A 16,608-nucleotide genomic window follows, 5' to 3' on the forward strand; every position below is an offset into this window, starting at 1 on the left:
CGGATCAGACCTCGGCCTCGGCTGCGGCCTTGTCCTGTTCCTTCCGCCAGCGGATGCCGGCCTCGAGGAATCCGTCGATGTTGCCGTCGAACACCGCCTGCGGGTTGTTGACCTCGTAGCCGGTCCGCAGGTCCTTGACCATCTGGTACGGATGGGTGACGTAGGAGCGCATCTGATCGCCCCAGCTCGCCTTGATGTCGCCGGCGAGCTCCTTCTTCTGCGCCGCCTCCTCCTCGCGCTTGAGGACCAGCAGGCGGGACTGCAGCACGCGCATGGCCGCCGCCCGGTTCTGGATCTGCGACTTCTCATTCTGCATGCTCACCACCGTGCCCGTGGGGATGTGGGTGATGCGGACGGCGGAGTCCGTCGTGTTGACCGACTGGCCGCCGGGGCCCGAGGAGCGGTAGACGTCGATCTTGAGGTCGTTCTCGTCGATGTCCACGTGGTCCGTCGACTCGATGAGCGGGACGACCTCCACCGCCGCGAAGCTCGTCTGCCGCCTGCCCTGGTTGTCGAACGGGCTGATGCGCACCAGACGGTGGGTGCCGGCCTCGACCGACAGCGTGCCGAAGGCATAGGGGGCGTTGACCTGGATCGTCGCGGACTTCACGCCCGCACCCTCCGCATAGGAGGTGTCGAGCTCCTGGACGGAGTACTCGTTGTTCTCCGCCCAGCGGATGTACATGCGGGTGAGCATCTGCGCGAAGTCCGAGGCGTCGTCCCCGCCGGCACCTGCGCGGATGGTGATGACCGCGGCGCGCTCGTCCCATTCGCCGGAGAGCAGCGTGGAGATCTCCAGCTCGCTCAGCTCACCCTTGAGCTTCTCGATCTCCGCCTGGGCCTCGGCGATCGCGTCCGCATCGCCCTCGTCCTCGCCCATGGAGACGAGGAGCTCCACGTCCTCGATGCGCTGGTCGAAGCGGTCGAGCTTCTCGAGCATCGACTGCCGGTGGCTGAGGCGGGAGGTGACCTGCTGGGCGGCCTCCGGGTCGTCCCAGAGGTCTGGAGCGGCGGCCGCCTCCGTCAGTTCGTCGACCTCGCTGCGGAGGACGTCGATATCAGAGACGTCCCTGATCGAGCGGAAGGTCTGCTGGAGGGATGCGATCTCTGCGGAGAAGTCAATGGCCATAGTGCGATCCAGGATACGCGACGGGGTCGTGCGGGGACGACAGCGACGCACGCCGCCGTCGTCCCCGCACCCAACTCACAGGCGCCGAGGACGGCGTGCACGGGCGGTGACGCTCCGGCACACCGCCCGTGCCGAGGGGCGCCGGACCGGTGAGCGACCCGGCACCCCTGCCCTCACTTCTCGTCGTAGAGCTTCATCGCCAGCAGACCGTGGGTGTAGGCCCCGCCGGCGCGCAGGGCGGCCGCGACCATCACGGCACGGGCGATGTGCTCCTCCGTGGCACCGGCCGCCTTCGCCTTGCCCACGTGGCCGGCGAGGCAGTAGGGGCACTGGGTGGTCGCGGCCACCGCGATCGCGATGAGTTCGCGCGTGAGCACCGACAGGACCTCGTCCTCGGGGTCGAAGACGGCCGCGTCGTAGGCGGCGAACGCCTCGACCGCCCCGCCCGAGGCCTTCCGGAGATCCCTGAGGTGCGCGCGGTCGCCGGGCTCGTGGAAGTGCTCGAGCTCCGCGCCCTGCTCATAGGCCTTGAACGCGAGGAAGCCGTGCGTGTAGGCGCCGCCGGCGCGGAGGCCGGAGGCCACGAAGACGGCACGGGCCACCTCCTCACGGCTCGCGCCCGCCTTCTTGGCGTTGCCCACGTGCACGTCGAGGCAGTAGGGGCACTGGGTGGTCGCGGCGACCCCGATCGCGATGAGTTCGCGCGTGCGGACGTCCAGCACCTCGTCGGCGGGATCGAAGACCTTCTGGTCGAACGCTCCGAATGCCTTGGCCTGACTGGGCGCGGCCTGCGCGAGGGTCTTGGCGTAGTCGAAGTCACCGGGCTCGTGGTAGTGCGTCATCGCTCCTCCTTCATGGATGCGCCGGCGGGATGCCTGCGCGGCACGGGTGCCAGCGGACTCCGCGGGCAGAGTCCTGTCCGGCACGCTAACAGGCGGCCTCCTCCACGCCCAGCATGCGTGCGCCGTTGCCCCAGAGGATCGCCCGGTCGACGTCGTCGCCGAGGTCCAGGGCGCGGATCGCCTCGATCTGGTGGACGTAGGGATAGGGGATGTTGGGGTAGTCGCTGCCGAGGACCACCTTCCCGGCAAGTGCGAGCTCCGCGAAGCGCGGCAGCAGCTCCGCGGGGAACGGAGCGGTCGCCTCCGTGAAGTCCGTGAAGGTCATGCAGGTGTCGAGGCTGAGCCCCTCGTACTCCTCCGCGAGCCGCAGGAACTGCGCGTACTCCGGCAGCCCGGAATGGGCGATCACCAGCCGGAGCCGCGGGAACCGGGCCAGCACCTCGGCGACGGGCCCCACTCCCGTGTGAGCGCCGGCCACGGGGCCCGAACCGCAGTGGATCACCACCGGCGTGCCCGCCTCCTCCAGCTGCGCCCACACGGGATCCAGCAGGCGGTCCGCCGGGTCGTAGCCGCCCACCTGCACATGGGCCTTGAACACCTCCGCACCGCCGGCGAGCGCCCGCCCCACGTACTCCCCGGCGTCCGGCTCCGGGAAGAAGGTGCCGGTGTGCGCGCAGTCCGGCGTCCGCGCGGCGAACTCCGCCGCCCACCCGTTGAGCCACTCCGCCATGTCCGCCCGGTGCGGATAGAGCATGGCGGTGAAGCGGAGGACCCCCAGCTCACGGAGACGGCGGAGGCGTTCGGCCTCGTCGAAGCGATACGTGATGGGCCAGGGCCGCAGCCCGCGCTCCTGCGCACGGTCGAAGTACTGCCACACCTTGGTGAGGACGTTCGCCGGCATGAAGTGCGTGTGCACGTCGACGAATCCGGGAATGCCCAGGTCCGCGGCGAGGGCTCTGAGGCGGGCGGGTTCGTCCGCAGGGATGGCGTTCTCACCCGCGACGACGCTGCTGGAGGGAGTCTGCGCTGACATGGACTCCACGATAGGCGAGGGCACGGACACGGGCGCACCGGGCCTCGGCCCCGGGGTTCCGTGCGCGCTGATGCACGAGCGGAGCGGACCTGCGCCCCGGCTCAGGCGGAACCGCGTCCCCGGCCAGGCCGACCTGCGCCTGGGCTCAGCCGGAACCGCAGTCCTCCACTCGAGGTCACAAGCAGAGTTGTCCCCAGCCGCTTATATGCGTTTTGAGACCCAACTCGCACCATCCTAAGTTGGTAGGACCGCCGCCGGTCGACGGAGCCCCGGCCGGCCGGACGAGGGAGTTCACGGGTGGAAGCGGCGGAGATCATCGCAGGTGAGGTGCGTGAGCTGGTCCGGGCACGGGGCATCGACCCCCGCACGGAACCGCACCCCACGGCAGACCTGGTCGACGAGGTCATCCGCGCCTACGACGAGCGTACCCTCTCCGGCAGCCTCCCCGTGCTCACGGATCCTGATGCGGTGCGGCAGGACGTCCTCGACGCGCTGAGCGGATTCGGCGCCATCCAGCGGTACATCGACGATCCCACGGTCGAGGAGATCTGGCTGAACGGCCCGCAGGCGGTCTTCGTGAGCAGAGGCGGCGTCTCCGAACTCACGCCCACAGTGCTCACGGAGGCGGAGGTCGCAGAGCTCATCGAGCGCCTCCTCCGCACCACCAACCGGCGCGTCGACCTCTCCTCCCCGTTCGTGGACGCGGCGCTGCCGGACGGCTCGCGGCTCCACATCGTGCTGCCGGACATCACCCGGCGCCACCCGGCCGTCAACATCCGCAAGTTCGTGACGCGGGCCCGCAGCCTGTCCTCCCTCGTGGAGGCCGGTTCGCTGCACCGGCAGGCGGCCGACTTCCTCGACGCGGCCGTCGCGGCGGGAGCCAATCTGCTGGTGAGCGGTCAGACCCAGGCGGGCAAGACCACCATGCTCAACGCCCTCTGCGGCGCGGTTCCCGCACGCGAGCGCGTCATCACGTGCGAGGAGGTGTTCGAACTCGCGGTGCCCGCCCGCGACTGGGTGGCCCTCCAGTGCCGTCAGCCCAGCCTGGAGGGCACCGGCGAGGTCCGGCTCCGCACCCTGGTGAAGGAGGCCCTGCGGATGCGGCCCGACCGCATCGTGGTGGGCGAGGTCCGCGAGGCCGAGAGCCTCGACATGCTCATCGCGATGAACGCCGGCCTGCCCGCCATGGGCTCCGTGCACGCGAACTCCGCCCGCAGCGCGGTCACGAAGATGTGCACGCTGCCGCTGCTCGCCGGCCCCAACATCTCCGACTCCTTCGTCACTCCCACCGTCGCCGGCTGCCTCGACCTCGTCGTGCATCTCTCGCTGCTGCGCGGCGGGGCGCGGAGGGTCACGGAGATCGCGGCGGTGCCCGGCGGGATCGAGGGCGGCGTGGTGGAGATGGAGACGATCTTCCGCGCGGGTCCCGACGGCGTGCTGCGGCGCGGCAGCGGGTTCAGCCACCTGGGCGAGCGCATCGCGGCGGTCGGCAGGGATCTCACGGCTCTCCTGGAGGCGGCATGACGAGCACGCTCGCCGCCGCCCTGTGCGGAGTGGGCCTGGCCGCAGGGCTGCTCTGCCTCTGGTCCGCGTGCTGGGAGTCCCCGCCGCGGTCCGCGCACCGCCTCCGGTTCCTCGCGGAGCTCGAGGACGATCTCGTGGCCGCGGGCTTCCCCCGTGTCTCCCCCGGTCAGCTCGCCGCGGTGAGCTCGCTGGGAGCGCTCCTCGTCTGGCTTCTCGGCTTCGCGCTCACGGCCTCCGTGCCCGTCTCCGCGTGCTTCGCGGCCTTCGCCGCCGCCGCACCGCCGGCGCTGGTCCGCCACCGTGCCCGCGGCCGCGAGGTGGAGCGGAGGGTGCTCTGGCCGGACGCCGTCGACCACCTCGGCTCCGGGGTGCGCGCCGGGATGTCCCTGCCCGAGGCCCTGGCCGGACTCGCGCATCGCGGCCCGGAGGGTCTGCGCCCGCTCTTCGCCATCTTCGAGGAGGAGTACCGCACGACCGGCTCGTTCCGGATGGCACTGGAGGCCTTCAAGACCGCGAGCGCCGATCCCGTCGCCGATCGCATCGTCGCCGCGCTGGCCGTCACCCGAGATGTGGGCGGCACCGAGCTGGGCACCCTGCTGCGGACGCTCTCCCACTTCCTGCGCGAGGACGCGCGCACCCGCTCGGAGCTCAAGGCGCGGCAGAGCTGGACCGTCACCGGAGCGCGCCTGGCGGTGGGAGCTCCCTGGGTGGTGCTCGTACTGCTGGCCACCCGCAGCGAGGCGGCGGCCGCGTACAGCACTCCCGGCGGCATGCTGCTGCTCCTCGCCGGGATGGTCGTCTCGCTCGCCGCCTACCGCCTCATGAAGCGCATCGGCAGACTGCCGGCGGAGCCGCGGGTGCTGCGATGAGCGGGCCGGGCATGTCGCTCGTGGGCGGGCCGGGCACAGGTTCCTCGCCCGCCGTCCCCTCCGGAACGGCTCCGTCAGGAGCGGAGCCTGTGGGCGCCGAGGCCGTGACCGGGATCTGGGCGCACGTCGACCCCTTCAATCCCGCGGTCGCCGTGATCGTCGGGCTGGCGCTGGGCGCCTCGTGCGCATTCGCCTTCGCCGCCCTCCCCGCGATGCGCAGACCCACGCTCGCAGACAGGGTGGGGCCCTACCTGCGGGACCAGCCGCGCGTGGCCCGTCTCTACGGCGTGCCCGCCGGGCCACAGACCGGTGTGCGCGGAGTGAGCGCCGACCTCGCGGAACGGGCCGGTCGCTGGCTCTCCTCCCGCATGACGACGGATGCCTCACTGGCCAAGCGCCTGGACCTGCTGGGGGCGGAGATGAGCGTGGAGCGGTTCCGCACCCGGCAGCTGCTCTCCATCCTCGCGGGCCTCAGCGGCGGAGCTCTGCTGGGCGTGGCCTCCGTCCTCGTGCGCGGTGCCAATCCGCTCGTCCTCACCGCGCTGGTGCTGGTGGGCGGTGTGCTGGGGCACGTGCTCAACGACTGGCGGCTCTCCCGGCAGGTCCGTGCCAGGGAGCGCCGGATCATGACCGAGTTCCCCACCGTCGCGGAGCTCCTCGCCCTGTCCATGACCGCCGGTGAGGGCACGGTGGACGCACTCGAGAGGGTCTGCCGATCCACGAGCGGGGAGCTCTCCGGCGAGCTGGGCCGCGCGCTCGCCGAGGTCCGCACGGGCACGCCGCTCGTCGAGGCGCTCGACGCCTTGGGCCAGCGCACGCAGAATCCCTCGATCGTCCGCTTCGTCGACGGGATCGCGGTGGCGACCAGCCGCGGCACGCCGCTGGCAGAGGTGCTCCGGGCGCAGGCGTCCGAGGTGCGCGAGCACGGCCGTCGCACCCTCATGGAACTGAGCGGCCGGAAGGAGGTGGGCATGCTGGTCCCCGTCGTGATCTGCGTGCTCCCCGTCACCGTGCTGTTCGCCGTCTATCCGACGCTCGCCGTGCTCGACCTCGGCCCCTAGCACCCGCGCTCTCCAGCCTCCTCGGCCTCTGTCCCGATCCGTCCCCGCATCTCCGAGAGATCCGTCCGTCCCTGAGAGAGGAGCCTCCCGTGCTCACCCGCATCCGCCTCGCTCTGTTCGCCCTCATGCTCGCACTGACCGCCCCGGCCCGGTCCGGGCGCCGCACCCAGCACCGCGCCCGAGGCCGCCGGCTGACCCGGCCGGACCGCGGCGATGTGCCCGGGTGGGTGCTGATCACGGTGATGACGGCTGCCCTCGTGGTGGGCCTGTGGGCGCTCGCCGGCGAGGCCTTCTCGTCCCTGTTCACGGACAGCATCAACAAGGTCCGGCAGGCGGGCTGAGACAGATGCCGCAGTCGCAGCGGCGGTCCGATGAGGGATCAGCGGTGGCGGAGTTCACCCTGGTCTCCTCGCTGCTCTCCCTCGTCTTCGTCTCCCTGCTACAGCTGGGGCTGGCAATGCATGTGCGCAACACGGTGGTGGACTCCGCCATCGCCGGCGCGCGCATCGCCGCCGCGGCAGACCGCACACCCGAGGACGGCGCCGCGCACACCGCGGACCTCATCGGCGCGGCCGTGAGCGAGTCCTATGCGCGGGACATCACCGTGTCCGAGGGCTCGGGCCCGAGCGGACGGATGCTCACGGTCACGGTTCGGATCCCGGTGCCCGTGTTCGGGCTGCTGGGCCCCGTGGGCGGCTGGGAGCTCACGGGACGCGCGCTGGCAGAGGACCCACAGCTGTGAGCCGCGCAGCGCGCCGTGGGAGCGCAGCACATCGCGGGCGCGCAGCGCATCGTGGGACCGCAGCGCGCCGTGGGAGCACGGAGGCCCGTAGGCGCACCGACGCCGGAAGTGCGCCCATCGAGTTCGTCTTCGCGACGACGGTGCTGCTGGTGCCGCTCGTCTACCTCGTCATCGCGCTCGCCCAGGTGCAGGCCGGGGCCTACGCTGCGCAGTCGACGGCGATCGACGCCGCCCGTCAGGCTGCGCGTCAGCCCGAGGGAGCCGCTGCTCGTGCCCAGGCCCTCGGCGAACTCCACTTCGCCGATCACGGTCTGGAGAGCGCCCGGTGGACCGTGGAGCTGAGCTGCAGCGGCGACTGTGCACGCGCCGGTTCCCGTGTGACGGCCGCGGTGGAGGCGCGGGTGCCCGTTCCCGGCGTGCCGCAGATCTGGGGCGGTGCGCACGTCCCCGGGATCACGGTGCGAGCAGAGCACACCGATGTCGTCTCACCGGAGGAGAGCTGATGGCCGGCCGGGTGCGAGCCGCGTCCGACGACGGGTCGATCACCCCGCTGGCCGTCGGATTCGCCACGATCGCGCTCGCGCTCATCCTGCTCGCCGCGCTGGTCACGGACGTGTGGCTGGCGCACCGGAAGCTGTTCGCCCTCGCGGACTCCGCAGCGCTCGCGGCAGCCGAGTCCTTCGACCCCGTCCCGGGAGAGCAGCCCGCCATCCTCCTCACCGACGACGGAGTCACCGCCGCCGCCCGTGCGTACATCGAGGCTGTGGGTATGCCGGAGGGACTCTGGCCCCTCCGGGTCGAGGGCGCGAGCCCGGACGGTCGCAGCGCCGAGGTGACGCTCACCGTCGCCTATTCACCTGCCCTCCTCTCCCCGTTCGCGGACTCCGTCACGACTCTGGAGGCCCGCGCGCTGGTGCGCGGGGGCCTGCGGCTCTAGCCGCGAGGCGCGGGCAGGCGGTCTGCCGCACGCGCCTGCCCACTCTGCGTCACACGGACCTGCCCACAGCCGCCCGCCCTGCGCACGCCCAGCTGGGGAGGAGATGAGGCTTCTCCACAGGCCGCACGAGAGCCTTGCCGTCCTGCTCCCGCCGCCGCACTGTGAGGACGTGTTCACCTCCCGTCTCCAGCTGGCGCGCGGCGCCCGGGTGCGGAGCCTCGAGCTCTCCGCCCCCGGATGGCTGCCTGCCGCGCAGGTGCTCGACACCGCCCTGGCACACGCTGTCGCAGATGACGGCGGAGGACCTCGGACCACGACGGAGACCGCACCCCTCACCGCGACCCCGGACCCGCCGGTGCAGCGCCGGCGTCCGCAGGCTTCCCGCACGGATGCACACACGCAGGAGACCTGGGCGCAGCGCTGTCTGCGCCTGCCCGAGTGCGCCTCCGTCCAGGGGCTGCCTCTCCTGCCCCGGAGCACGAGGGCGGCGGAGGGCACAGGACTGCTCGAGGTGGCCGCGGGCCCGGAATCGGGCTTCTGCGTCGAGGTGCCCCACGGCGAGTGGACGCTGGGCCGCGGCGACGGCCACGACCTCAGCCTGGGCGACCCGTACCTGTCCCGGCGGGGACTGCCTCTGCGGCACGGTCCGCGCGGCCTCACCGTGGGCGAGCGCCGCGCACAGGACGCGCCCACCGGCGCAGCTGACCGGAGCCCGGACCCGCAGGGCGTCGCCCCTCGCCCTGCGCTGAGTGCGGGCGCGACCGTGTTCCTCGACCGGAACCGCGCGGACCTGCCCTCTCTCGACGCCACCCCGCGGATGAGCGAGCACCTCGTCGACTGGCCGGTCATGAGACAGGTGTCACCGGCCAGGCCTCCGTCCTGGGCGCTCTACGCGGTGCCGCTGGCGATCGGAGTGGTGCTGGTCCTCGTCACGGGCATGTGGTGGTTCATGCTCTTCAGCCTTGCGGGGCCGCTCACCGCCGTCCTCGGCCTGCGCACGGAGAAGAGGCGTGTGCGGAGGGAGACCGAGGAGGCCCGGGCGCAGCTGCGGCAGGAGACCGAGCGCGTCGTCGTCGATCTCGCCGCGGCCGTCGGCACTTTCCGTGCGCAGCTGAGCGCACAGGGCCCCGCGGCCGGCGCGGGGATCGTCGTGGGCCGCGGCACCTGCGTGAGTCCCGTGGGGGTGAGGCTGCCGCGCGCCCAGCAGGAGGCCGATGCGGTGGCCGCCCAGCTCCCGCCGCATGTCCGGCTCGACGGCACCGCGCACCTCCTGTGCGACGACGTCCCGCTCGTGGTGCCCGTGTGCTCCCGCATCGAGGTGAGCGGTCTACCGGAGTCCGTGCACGGCGTGCTGCGCGCGCTGCTCAGCGAGCTCGCGGACGCCGAGGTGCGCCTCCCCCACGTGCCCTCGCTGCCGGAGACGAGCGGACTGACGGCACTCAGCGACGCGGTGCCGGGCGCAGGCGCACTGACCGCCGAAACCGGTGCAGGCGCTGCCGGGACGGCCCCCGGGAACCCCGCCTTCGTCTCCGGAGGTGCGGAGCGCCGAGGTGGAACGCGCCCGGTCCGGATGGGATCCGCTGGGACCACGCCCGTGTCCGGGCGAGCGGAGGCGACGATCCGGACGGAGACCTGTGCCGATGGGCGAGTGCTCGCCGTCCTCAACACCGACGCCGGGACTCCTGCTCACAGGCGGGGTTCCCATGCAGGAACCCTGTCAGACCGGCCTCTCGTCGTCCTCCGCGACCGGGGCGACGACGGGTACGGGGAGATGCTGCTGCCGGCCCCTGCGGAGCTCCGCGCGCTGAGCGGTGGGCTCTGGGCGGTGTGCGGAGCTCCGCTGAGCGGCCGAACCGCGATCCACTCGCACTCCGCGGCGACGCACGTCCGCCTCCTGCGCACTCGGCTCGCACGTGGACCCCAGCTGGGCGCCGCACAGACGCCGGCCGGCGAAGCCACCACCACGGAGCTGCTGCGCCTGGACGGCGCGATGCACCGCGGCCCCTCTGGTGAGCGGCCGGGCGGCCTCTCCCCCGTTCCTCTGGGCACGGCGCTGGGTCCGCCTTCCGCAGCGGGACCACACGGCCCGGGCCCTCCTTTCCCGAGCGGCGGCGCGATCTCCGGTGGCCTCGGCGACCTCGGCGATGCCGCCGCCGGCCCGGAAACGAGCGGCCGCCAGTGGCTTGTGCACCCGGATCTGCTCCGGCACGGACCCCACGCGCTCGTCGCCGGCACCACGGGAAGTGGGAAGTCCGTCCTCCTCCAGTCCTGGCTGGAGCTCCTCTGCCGCAGGCATTCTCCGCAGCAGCTGCGTCTCGTGCTCCTGGACTTCAAGGGCGGGGCCGGTCTGAGCCGTTTCGCCGAGGACCCGCACACGGATGCCCTGGTGACCGATCTGGACGAGGCCTCCGCACTGCGGGCCGTCCGCAGCATCGGTGCAGAGGTGAAGCGGCGGGAGCGACTGCTCGCAGCCGCGGAGGCACACGACATCGAGGAGTACTGTGCCCGCCGCGACTCTCAGGAGAGGGCGTCTCCGGAAGCCGGCGCACAGGGCGGAAGACGGACGGCCGGAGGCGAGGAGGAAGGAGTGGACGGTCTGCCCCTCATGCCGCGCCTGCTCATCGTCGTCGATGAGTTCCATGTGCTCGCGGCTCTGAGCACGACGGTCCTCACGCAGCTGGAGCGGCTCACCGCTCTGGGCCGGTCGCTGGGGATCCATCTCCTCCTCGCCACCCAGCGGCCCGCCGGCGTCGTGACAGCGCAGATGCGCACCAACATCGCGCTGCGCATCTGCCTGCGGGTGCGCGACGAGGCGGATTCGCTGGATGTGGTGGGGGTCCCGGACGCCGCCCGCATCCCTCCGGACCAGCCGGGCAGGGCGCTGCTGTCCTATGGAGAGGGTGTGCAGGCGTTCCGATGCGGGCTGCCGGAGCCTGCCGTCCCGGCTGAGGGCGAGGCGGCCGGCGAGGCACTGCCCGAGGTCCGCGTCCGCGATCTGCGCACTGACCGGGTCACGATCGCGCCCCTCACCCCTGCTTCTGCACCGCAGCGCCCCTCCGCTTCGCCTTCCGGCGCGTTCCCACCCGGTCCCCTCCACCGGGTGATCGCTCCTGCGCTGCCGGAGCGCTTCGTCCCCGGTGTTCCGCACGCGGTCGCACTGCTGGATCTGCCCGACTTCAACGACCAGCGCACATGGCAGGCCGGAGAGGAGACCGGCACCGTGCTCCTCACCGGTGGGCGGGGCGGCGGGTGGACCACTGCCGCAGAGGTGCTGACGCGGGCGTTCCGGCTGGCCGGGGAAGACGTCGTGCACCTCGCAGCGGCAGCGGCGTCCCCGGAGGTGGATGCGGCGAGGATCCTGCGCACCGGCTTCTCCGCCGGGTGGTTCCTGGAGTTCCTGCTCAGGGAGCTGGAGCAGGAGCCTCGTCGCTGCCGCATCGTCGTCGACGACTGGGAGGAGCTGCAGCGCGCCCACCGGGGTTCGGACCGGACGGAACGCCTGGAGCGGCTCCTCACGGGAGGCTTCGGGATCCGAGCCGTCGTCACCGGTTCGCGGCGTCTGCTCGCGCAGCGCATCGGGCAGGAGGCGCGCACGCGGGTCGTCTTCCCTCCGCACAGTGAGCAGGACGCCGTCTACTACGGACTGCGGCCGGACCGGTTCGCGGGAGCCTGGCCGCCGGGCCGGGCGGTCGTTCTGGGCGAGGCCGCGGCTGAGGCAGGCCGCGCGGGCGCGGATGCCCAGTTCGCCCTGCCTGTGCCGATGGAGACGACGGAGGCCGAAGCGACGAGGGAGATCGCGAAGGCGGACGCAGCGGAGTCACCGGAGGCGGGCGCCCCAGACCCTGCGGAGCCGTTCAGCAGCGTCCACCGCCCATCCCCATGCGGGCCGCATCCGTTCTGGACGGGCTTTCGCGCTGTGTCAGCCGTTCCCCGCTTCGGCACCCAGAGGGAACCCGCTGAGCCACCCGCACCGCACGCCGCCTCATCCGGCCCCGGCGCCGCCGGCCCTCTGCCGGATGTGAGTGTGCAGGTGGGGACGGACCCGCTCGGCAGGCCCGTCGTCTGGCACCCTGGCCGTCATGGGGGCATCCTCCTCGTCCGCGTCCCGCAGGAACGGCTGGTCCCGGAGGAGCTCCACGCAGTCCTCTCGGCTCACCGGGTGCCTCTCCTCACGCAGCCCGATGAGCCCAGTGACCGGGAACAGCTCGAGACCGCAGCCGCAGGCGGTCCGCCGGTCTGCCTGGTCCTGCCGGCACAGCGGACGCACCGCCCCACACCGTTCGACCGCACCAACGACCACGGGCCCACCCTGCTCCTCGGCGAATGGCGAGAATCGGACATGCGCGGACTGGGGCTGAGGGATCTGCCGTGCATCCCCGTGGAAGCCGATGCCCACTGGTGGCTGACGGACGACGGCGCAGTGCCGGTCAGGATCCGCAACGCATGAGAGGACCTCACGGGCTCTTCCACAGAGGTCCGCCCCACGCTCCTTCGTCAGTCCTGCGGGTCGCGCACCAGCGTGAGGTACTCGGCGAGCACGGCAGCGGAACCTGCGTCGAGCAGCGTCTCCACCACCGCGGTCTCCGTCTCCATCTCACTCGTCACCTCCAGCACCAGCGGCATCTCCACGGACAGCCGGCCCAGCAGCGCGCGCAGGTCCTGCGGATCGCCGTTGACACTGCCGGCCGTGAGCTCGGTGGCGTCCTCCCCGCCGGCGGCGCTGAGCGCAGGCGAGGCCCACTCCTCCGGCGTGAGGTCCGCGAACGGCGCGTGCTCAGCGGCGGCAGTGCCGGGAGCAGCGCCGCTGCCCGCGGTCCCGGCCGCACCGTTCCGGCCGGGGCCCGGCCCACCGTCGCCGGCCTCGGCGTCCTCCCGGGCGAAGGAGACCGCGAACGCCGTCACCGCGCGCCTGTTGATGTCCTGCTCCCGTGCGGGATCGTCCTCCCCCGCGGGACGCCAGAGGGCGGCCCCGTGCGCGCCGGCTGCCGGCGAGAGGAACCGTGCGTTCACCTGGCCCAGCGTCATCTCCGCAGCGGGGTCCGCCGCACTGGTCCGCGCGTACCACTGGGCGAAGGCCCGCGTGAGCGCCACGGAACCGGTGTCGATGACCTGCATGTCCTCGATGCGGTCCGCGCCCGCCAGCCCCAGGGCCCCGGCGTCGATGCGCACGATGCGCGTGGAGAAGAGCTCCGTGAAGCCCACTGCCCGGGCGAACGCCTCTCCGACGCCCTCCCCGGCGAGCACCCGGGCACGCAGACCCAGGCCGGCGAGAGCGGTGCCGGCCGCCTCCGCGACGACGGCCTCGAGCAGCGCACGGCCCAGGCCGCGTCCGCGCTCCTCCGGCGCGACCTCGACGTGCACCCAGGCGCGCTGCGGATGCGCAGGGGACTCTGCCACGGCAGCGGCGCCCACGACCACGGAGGGACCGGGACCGTCCGCGTTCACCTCTGCGACGACGGTCCGGGTGAGGGGTTCGTCACCCGGGACGCGCAGGAGGGCCCGAGCCGCGAGCTGGGCGGGAGAACCGGCGTCCGGCAGGACCTGCGCGAGGGCGCGGTCGTCGCCGTCCGCCCACCTGCGCAGGCGCACCCCTGAGGGAACGGGGGCGGACGCGCCGGAAGCGGGAGGAGTCGTGGAGGTCATGGGCGTCTTCTCCGGTACTGTCTGAGACTATGAGCGCAAGCGAACTCACCGATCCTATCGCCGCTGCCGCAGAGGCCGCAGGCATCCTCAACTCCCGCGCTGGCGTGGACGGGCACGACATCGCCCTCGTCCTGGGGTCCGGCTGGGGCGGGGCCGCGGACCTCCTGGGCGAGACCGTCTCGGAGATCCCCGCGGAGGAGGTTCCCGGCTTCCACGCCCCGTCCGTGCCCGGCCACGGCGGCACCCTGCGGACCATCCGTCTGGAGAACGGCGCCCACGTGCTGGTCCTGGGCGCCCGCCGCCACTTCTACGAGGGCCGCGACGCGATCGCCACCGCACACGGTGTGCGTACCGCGGCCGCCGCCGGCTGCTCCACCCTCGTCCTCACCAACGGCTGCGGCGGTCTCCGCCGGGAGTACGGCGCGGGCTCCGTGGTGCTCATCAGCGACCACATCAACCTCACCGGCGCCACTCCCCTGCAGGGCCCCACCTTCGTGGACCTCACGGACCTCTACTCCTCCCGTCTGCGCGATCTCGCACGCGAGATCGACCCGGAGCTGCCCGAGGGCGTGTACGCACAGTTCACCGGACCTCAGTACGAGACGCCCGCCGAGGTGCAGATGGCGAAGGTCCTGGGCGCGGACCTCGTGGGCATGTCCACCGCGCTCGAGGCCATCGCCGCCCGCCACGCCGGCATGGAGATCATGGGCATGTCGCTCGTGACCAACCTGGCCGCCGGCATCCAGGAGACCCCGCTCAGCCACGCCGAGGTGATCGAGGCCGGCCAGGCCGCCGCACCGCGCATCTCCGGGCTGCTCGCGGAGATCACCCGCAGGATCGCGGCCGAGCGGAGCAGCGGCACGCACAACGGCGACGGACAGAACGGCACGGAGGACTGACATGGTCGCGGTGGCCACCGGCTTCACGGGCGGATTCGATCCGGACGTCGTCCGTGCCTGGATCTCGGACGACCCGGACCCCGCCACGCGGGCAGAGCTGACCGAACTTCTCGAACTCGCGCTCGAGGAGCCCGGTGAGGCTTCCGCGAAGGCACTCGCAGATCTCACGGAGCGCTTCTCCGGTCCCCTGGAGTTCGGCACCGCGGGCCTGCGCGGAGCACTGGGAGCCGGCCCCCACCGCATGAACCGGGCCGTCGTCATCCGTGCCGCGGCGGGACTCGCGGCTTTCCTCCGCGCACACACCGACGAGGCGGACACCGAGGCCGTACCCGGCATCACGCCCGCTTCCTCGGGCCCCGCCTCCGCTGACCCCACCGCAGGTGGCGCTGCCGAGGCCGCGCAGCCGTTCACCGTCGTGATCGGCTGCGACGCCCGCCACGGCTCCGCAGACTTCGCCCGCGACACCGCCGCCGTCGTCACCGCCGCGGGCGGCCGGGCGCTCCTGCTGCCGGCGCAGCTCCCCACGCCGGTGCTGGCGTTCGCGGTCCAGCACCTGGATGCGGACGCCGGCGTGATGGTCACCGCCAGCCACAACCCGCCGCAGGACAACGGCTACAAGGTCTACCTGGGCGCGCGTCCCCTGCGCACACTGGGCGGGGACGCCGAGGCCGCCGTGGGTGCCGGCGCCCAGATCGTCCCACCTGCGGACGCCCTCATCGCCGCGGCGATCGCCGCCGTCCCCTCCGTCACGGAGACTCCGCGCGCGGAGTCCGGCTGGGAACAGCTGGGCGAGGAGATCGTCTCCGCCTACCTGGACGCGGTCGCCGGTCTCCATGCGCAGGCGCACCCGGACGGCCCGCTGCGGATCGTCACGACCGCGCTGCACGGCGTGGGCGCCTCCACCCTCGCGAGCGTGCTGAGCCGGGCCGGATTCCACGACGTCCACCCCACGCTCTCGCAGCAGGATCCGGACCCGGACTTCCCCACCGTCGCCTTTCCCAACCCGGAGGAGGCCGGCGCTCTGGACGAGGCCGTCGCCGTCGCGGAGCGGGTCTCCGCCGACCTGCTCATCGCCAACGACCCGGATGCCGATCGCTTCTCCGCCGCCGTGCCCTCCCCGGACGGCTCCGGCTGGTACCAGCTCTCCGGCGACGAGGTCGGCATCCTCCTCGGCGAGGCCGTCGCCACCGCGCAGGCGGACGCGCACGCACCCGGTGCCTCGGGCCCCGGCGTGCTCGCGAACTCGATCGTCTCCTCCCGCGGGCTCGCGGCCGTCGCCGCTCACCACGGCCTGCAGCACAGGAGTTCGCTGACGGGCTTCAAGTGGATCTCCCGCGTACCGGGGATCGTCTACGGCTACGAGGAAGCGCTGGGCTACTGCGTCGACCCCGTACACGTGCGCGACAAGGACGGGATCAGCGCCGCCGTGCTGTTCGCCTCCTATGCCTCCCGCCTCCGTGCGGAGGGCTCCTCGATCACCGCCGAGCTGCGCCGCATCCGTGCCCGCGACGGCGTCTTCCGCACCTCTCCGCTCACCTTCCGGCTCGAGGACACGAGCCTCATCGCCGCCGCGATGGCCGCGCTGCGCGCCGCGCCACCGGTCTCCCTCGCAGGCTCCCCGGTGAGCACCGTCGCCGACCTGGCGCTGGGATATGAGGACCTGGCCCCCACGGACGGCCTGCTGCTCCTCACCGCCGCCGGAGATCGCGTGATCGTGCGGCCCTCCGGCACAGAGCCCAAGCTCAAGTGCTACCTCGAGACGATCGAGCCCGTGCATGGAAAGGCCTGCGGCGTGGATGCCGCGTGGAACGCTGCCGGACTCCGGATCACTGCCATCGTCAGGGAGTTGCGAGCCTACTTCAAACTGTAGGCCTCCACACCTGACGCTGCGCTCACGCCCGTGGGCCTGGAACGAGACCAGGCCCACGG

14 protein-coding genes are annotated in these 16,608 nt (G+C 72.6%); 10 read left to right on the plus strand and 4 right to left on the minus strand.

The window, feature by feature from the left end; genetic code table 11:
- Positions 1-4: 4 nt before the first annotated feature.
- From prfB to ABD240_RS12255, 3 genes are all read right to left on the minus strand, one after another.
- Positions 5-1,129: a peptide chain release factor 2 gene (gene prfB, locus ABD240_RS12245; protein WP_291795087.1), complete on the minus strand. Its 1,125-nt coding sequence runs from the start codon at positions 1,127-1,129 to the stop codon at positions 5-7.
- Positions 1,130-1,302: 173 nt separating this feature from the next.
- On the minus strand, positions 1,303-1,971 hold the full coding sequence (locus tag ABD240_RS12250; protein WP_291795086.1) for a carboxymuconolactone decarboxylase family protein: 669 nt from the start codon (positions 1,969-1,971) through the stop codon (positions 1,303-1,305).
- A gap of 85 nt (positions 1,972-2,056) precedes the next feature.
- Positions 2,057-3,004, minus strand: coding sequence for an amidohydrolase family protein (locus ABD240_RS12255; RefSeq protein WP_291795085.1), 948 nt, complete (start codon positions 3,002-3,004; stop codon positions 2,057-2,059).
- Positions 3,005-3,301: 297 nt separating this feature from the next.
- Here ABD240_RS12255 and ABD240_RS12260 point away from each other — a divergent pair, with 297 nt between their 5' ends.
- The 8 genes from ABD240_RS12260 (at position 3,302) to ABD240_RS12295 (ending at position 12,584) form a co-directional block, all read left to right on the plus strand.
- Complete coding sequence (locus ABD240_RS12260; protein ID WP_344337520.1) at positions 3,302-4,528, plus strand: TadA family conjugal transfer-associated ATPase; 1,227 nt, start codon at positions 3,302-3,304, stop codon at positions 4,526-4,528.
- Positions 4,525-5,397: a type II secretion system F family protein gene (locus ABD240_RS12265; RefSeq protein WP_344337522.1), complete on the plus strand. Its 873-nt coding sequence runs from the start codon at positions 4,525-4,527 to the stop codon at positions 5,395-5,397. The genes ABD240_RS12260 and ABD240_RS12265 overlap by 4 nt, the downstream gene beginning before the upstream one ends.
- Before the next feature lie 11 nt (positions 5,398-5,408).
- Positions 5,409-6,458 (plus strand): type II secretion system F family protein, encoded by a 1,050-nt coding sequence (locus ABD240_RS12270; protein WP_344337524.1) that lies wholly within the window; start codon positions 5,409-5,411, stop codon positions 6,456-6,458.
- Positions 6,459-6,583: 125 nt separating this feature from the next.
- Complete coding sequence (locus ABD240_RS12275) at positions 6,584-6,799, plus strand: hypothetical protein (protein ID WP_425547017.1); 216 nt, start codon at positions 6,584-6,586, stop codon at positions 6,797-6,799.
- Between the two features lie 44 nt (positions 6,800-6,843).
- Positions 6,844-7,200 carry a TadE/TadG family type IV pilus assembly protein gene (locus ABD240_RS12280; protein WP_291795076.1) on the plus strand — a complete coding sequence of 119 codons (357 nt, stop codon included), beginning with the start codon at positions 6,844-6,846 and terminating at the stop codon, positions 7,198-7,200.
- Positions 7,197-7,703, plus strand: coding sequence for a hypothetical protein (locus ABD240_RS12285; RefSeq protein WP_344337528.1), 507 nt, complete (start codon positions 7,197-7,199; stop codon positions 7,701-7,703). The genes ABD240_RS12280 and ABD240_RS12285 overlap by 4 nt, the downstream gene beginning before the upstream one ends.
- Complete coding sequence (locus ABD240_RS12290; protein ID WP_291795072.1) at positions 7,703-8,137, plus strand: pilus assembly protein TadG-related protein; 435 nt, start codon at positions 7,703-7,705, stop codon at positions 8,135-8,137. Before ABD240_RS12285 ends, ABD240_RS12290 begins: the two co-directional genes overlap by 1 nt.
- 103 nt (positions 8,138-8,240) lie before the next feature.
- Positions 8,241-12,584: an FtsK/SpoIIIE domain-containing protein gene (locus ABD240_RS12295; RefSeq protein ID WP_344337531.1), complete on the plus strand. Its 4,344-nt coding sequence runs from the start codon at positions 8,241-8,243 to the stop codon at positions 12,582-12,584.
- A 47-nt stretch (positions 12,585-12,631) separates the two neighbouring features.
- Here the strand turns inward: ABD240_RS12295 and ABD240_RS12300 are convergent, their stop codons facing one another.
- Complete coding sequence (locus ABD240_RS12300) at positions 12,632-13,780, minus strand: GNAT family N-acetyltransferase (RefSeq protein ID WP_291795070.1); 1,149 nt, start codon at positions 13,778-13,780, stop codon at positions 12,632-12,634.
- A 29-nt stretch (positions 13,781-13,809) separates the two neighbouring features.
- On the opposite strand from ABD240_RS12300, the gene ABD240_RS12305 reads away from it, so the two are divergent.
- A complete protein-coding gene (locus tag ABD240_RS12305) occupies positions 13,810-14,679 on the plus strand; it encodes a purine-nucleoside phosphorylase (protein WP_344337533.1) in 870 nt (289 codons plus the stop codon).
- Between the two features lies 1 nt (position 14,680).
- Positions 14,681-16,549, plus strand: coding sequence for a phospho-sugar mutase (locus ABD240_RS12310; RefSeq protein ID WP_344337535.1), 1,869 nt, complete (start codon positions 14,681-14,683; stop codon positions 16,547-16,549).
- Positions 16,550-16,608 lie beyond the last annotated feature (59 nt).

The sequence above is a fragment of the Brevibacterium salitolerans genome (assembly GCF_039531405.1).
Classification (GTDB): Bacteria; Actinomycetota; Actinomycetes; order Actinomycetales; family Brevibacteriaceae; genus Brevibacterium; species Brevibacterium salitolerans.

Bases quoted from the DNA above. Each gene is read 5' to 3' on its own strand.
- prfB (WP_291795087.1), bottom strand. From the start codon at position 1,129: ATGGCCATTGACTTCTCCGCAGAGATCGCATCCCTCCAGCAGACCTTC.
- ABD240_RS12250 (WP_291795086.1), bottom strand. From the start codon at position 1,971: ATGACGCACTACCACGAGCCCGGTGACTTCGACTACGCCAAGACCCTC.
- ABD240_RS12255 (WP_291795085.1), bottom strand. From the start codon at position 3,004: ATGTCAGCGCAGACTCCCTCCAGCAGCGTCGTCGCGGGTGAGAACGCC.
- ABD240_RS12265 (WP_344337522.1), top strand. From the start codon at position 4,525: ATGACGAGCACGCTCGCCGCCGCCCTGTGCGGAGTGGGCCTGGCCGCA.
- ABD240_RS12270 (WP_344337524.1), top strand. From the start codon at position 5,409: ATGTCGCTCGTGGGCGGGCCGGGCACAGGTTCCTCGCCCGCCGTCCCC.
- ABD240_RS12275 (WP_425547017.1), top strand. From the start codon at position 6,584: ATGCTCGCACTGACCGCCCCGGCCCGGTCCGGGCGCCGCACCCAGCAC.
- ABD240_RS12290 (WP_291795072.1), top strand. From the start codon at position 7,703: ATGGCCGGCCGGGTGCGAGCCGCGTCCGACGACGGGTCGATCACCCCG.
- ABD240_RS12295 (WP_344337531.1), top strand. From the start codon at position 8,241: ATGAGGCTTCTCCACAGGCCGCACGAGAGCCTTGCCGTCCTGCTCCCG.
- ABD240_RS12300 (WP_291795070.1), bottom strand. From the start codon at position 13,780: ATGACCTCCACGACTCCTCCCGCTTCCGGCGCGTCCGCCCCCGTTCCC.
- ABD240_RS12305 (WP_344337533.1), top strand. From the start codon at position 13,810: ATGAGCGCAAGCGAACTCACCGATCCTATCGCCGCTGCCGCAGAGGCC.
- ABD240_RS12310 (WP_344337535.1), top strand. From the start codon at position 14,681: ATGGTCGCGGTGGCCACCGGCTTCACGGGCGGATTCGATCCGGACGTC.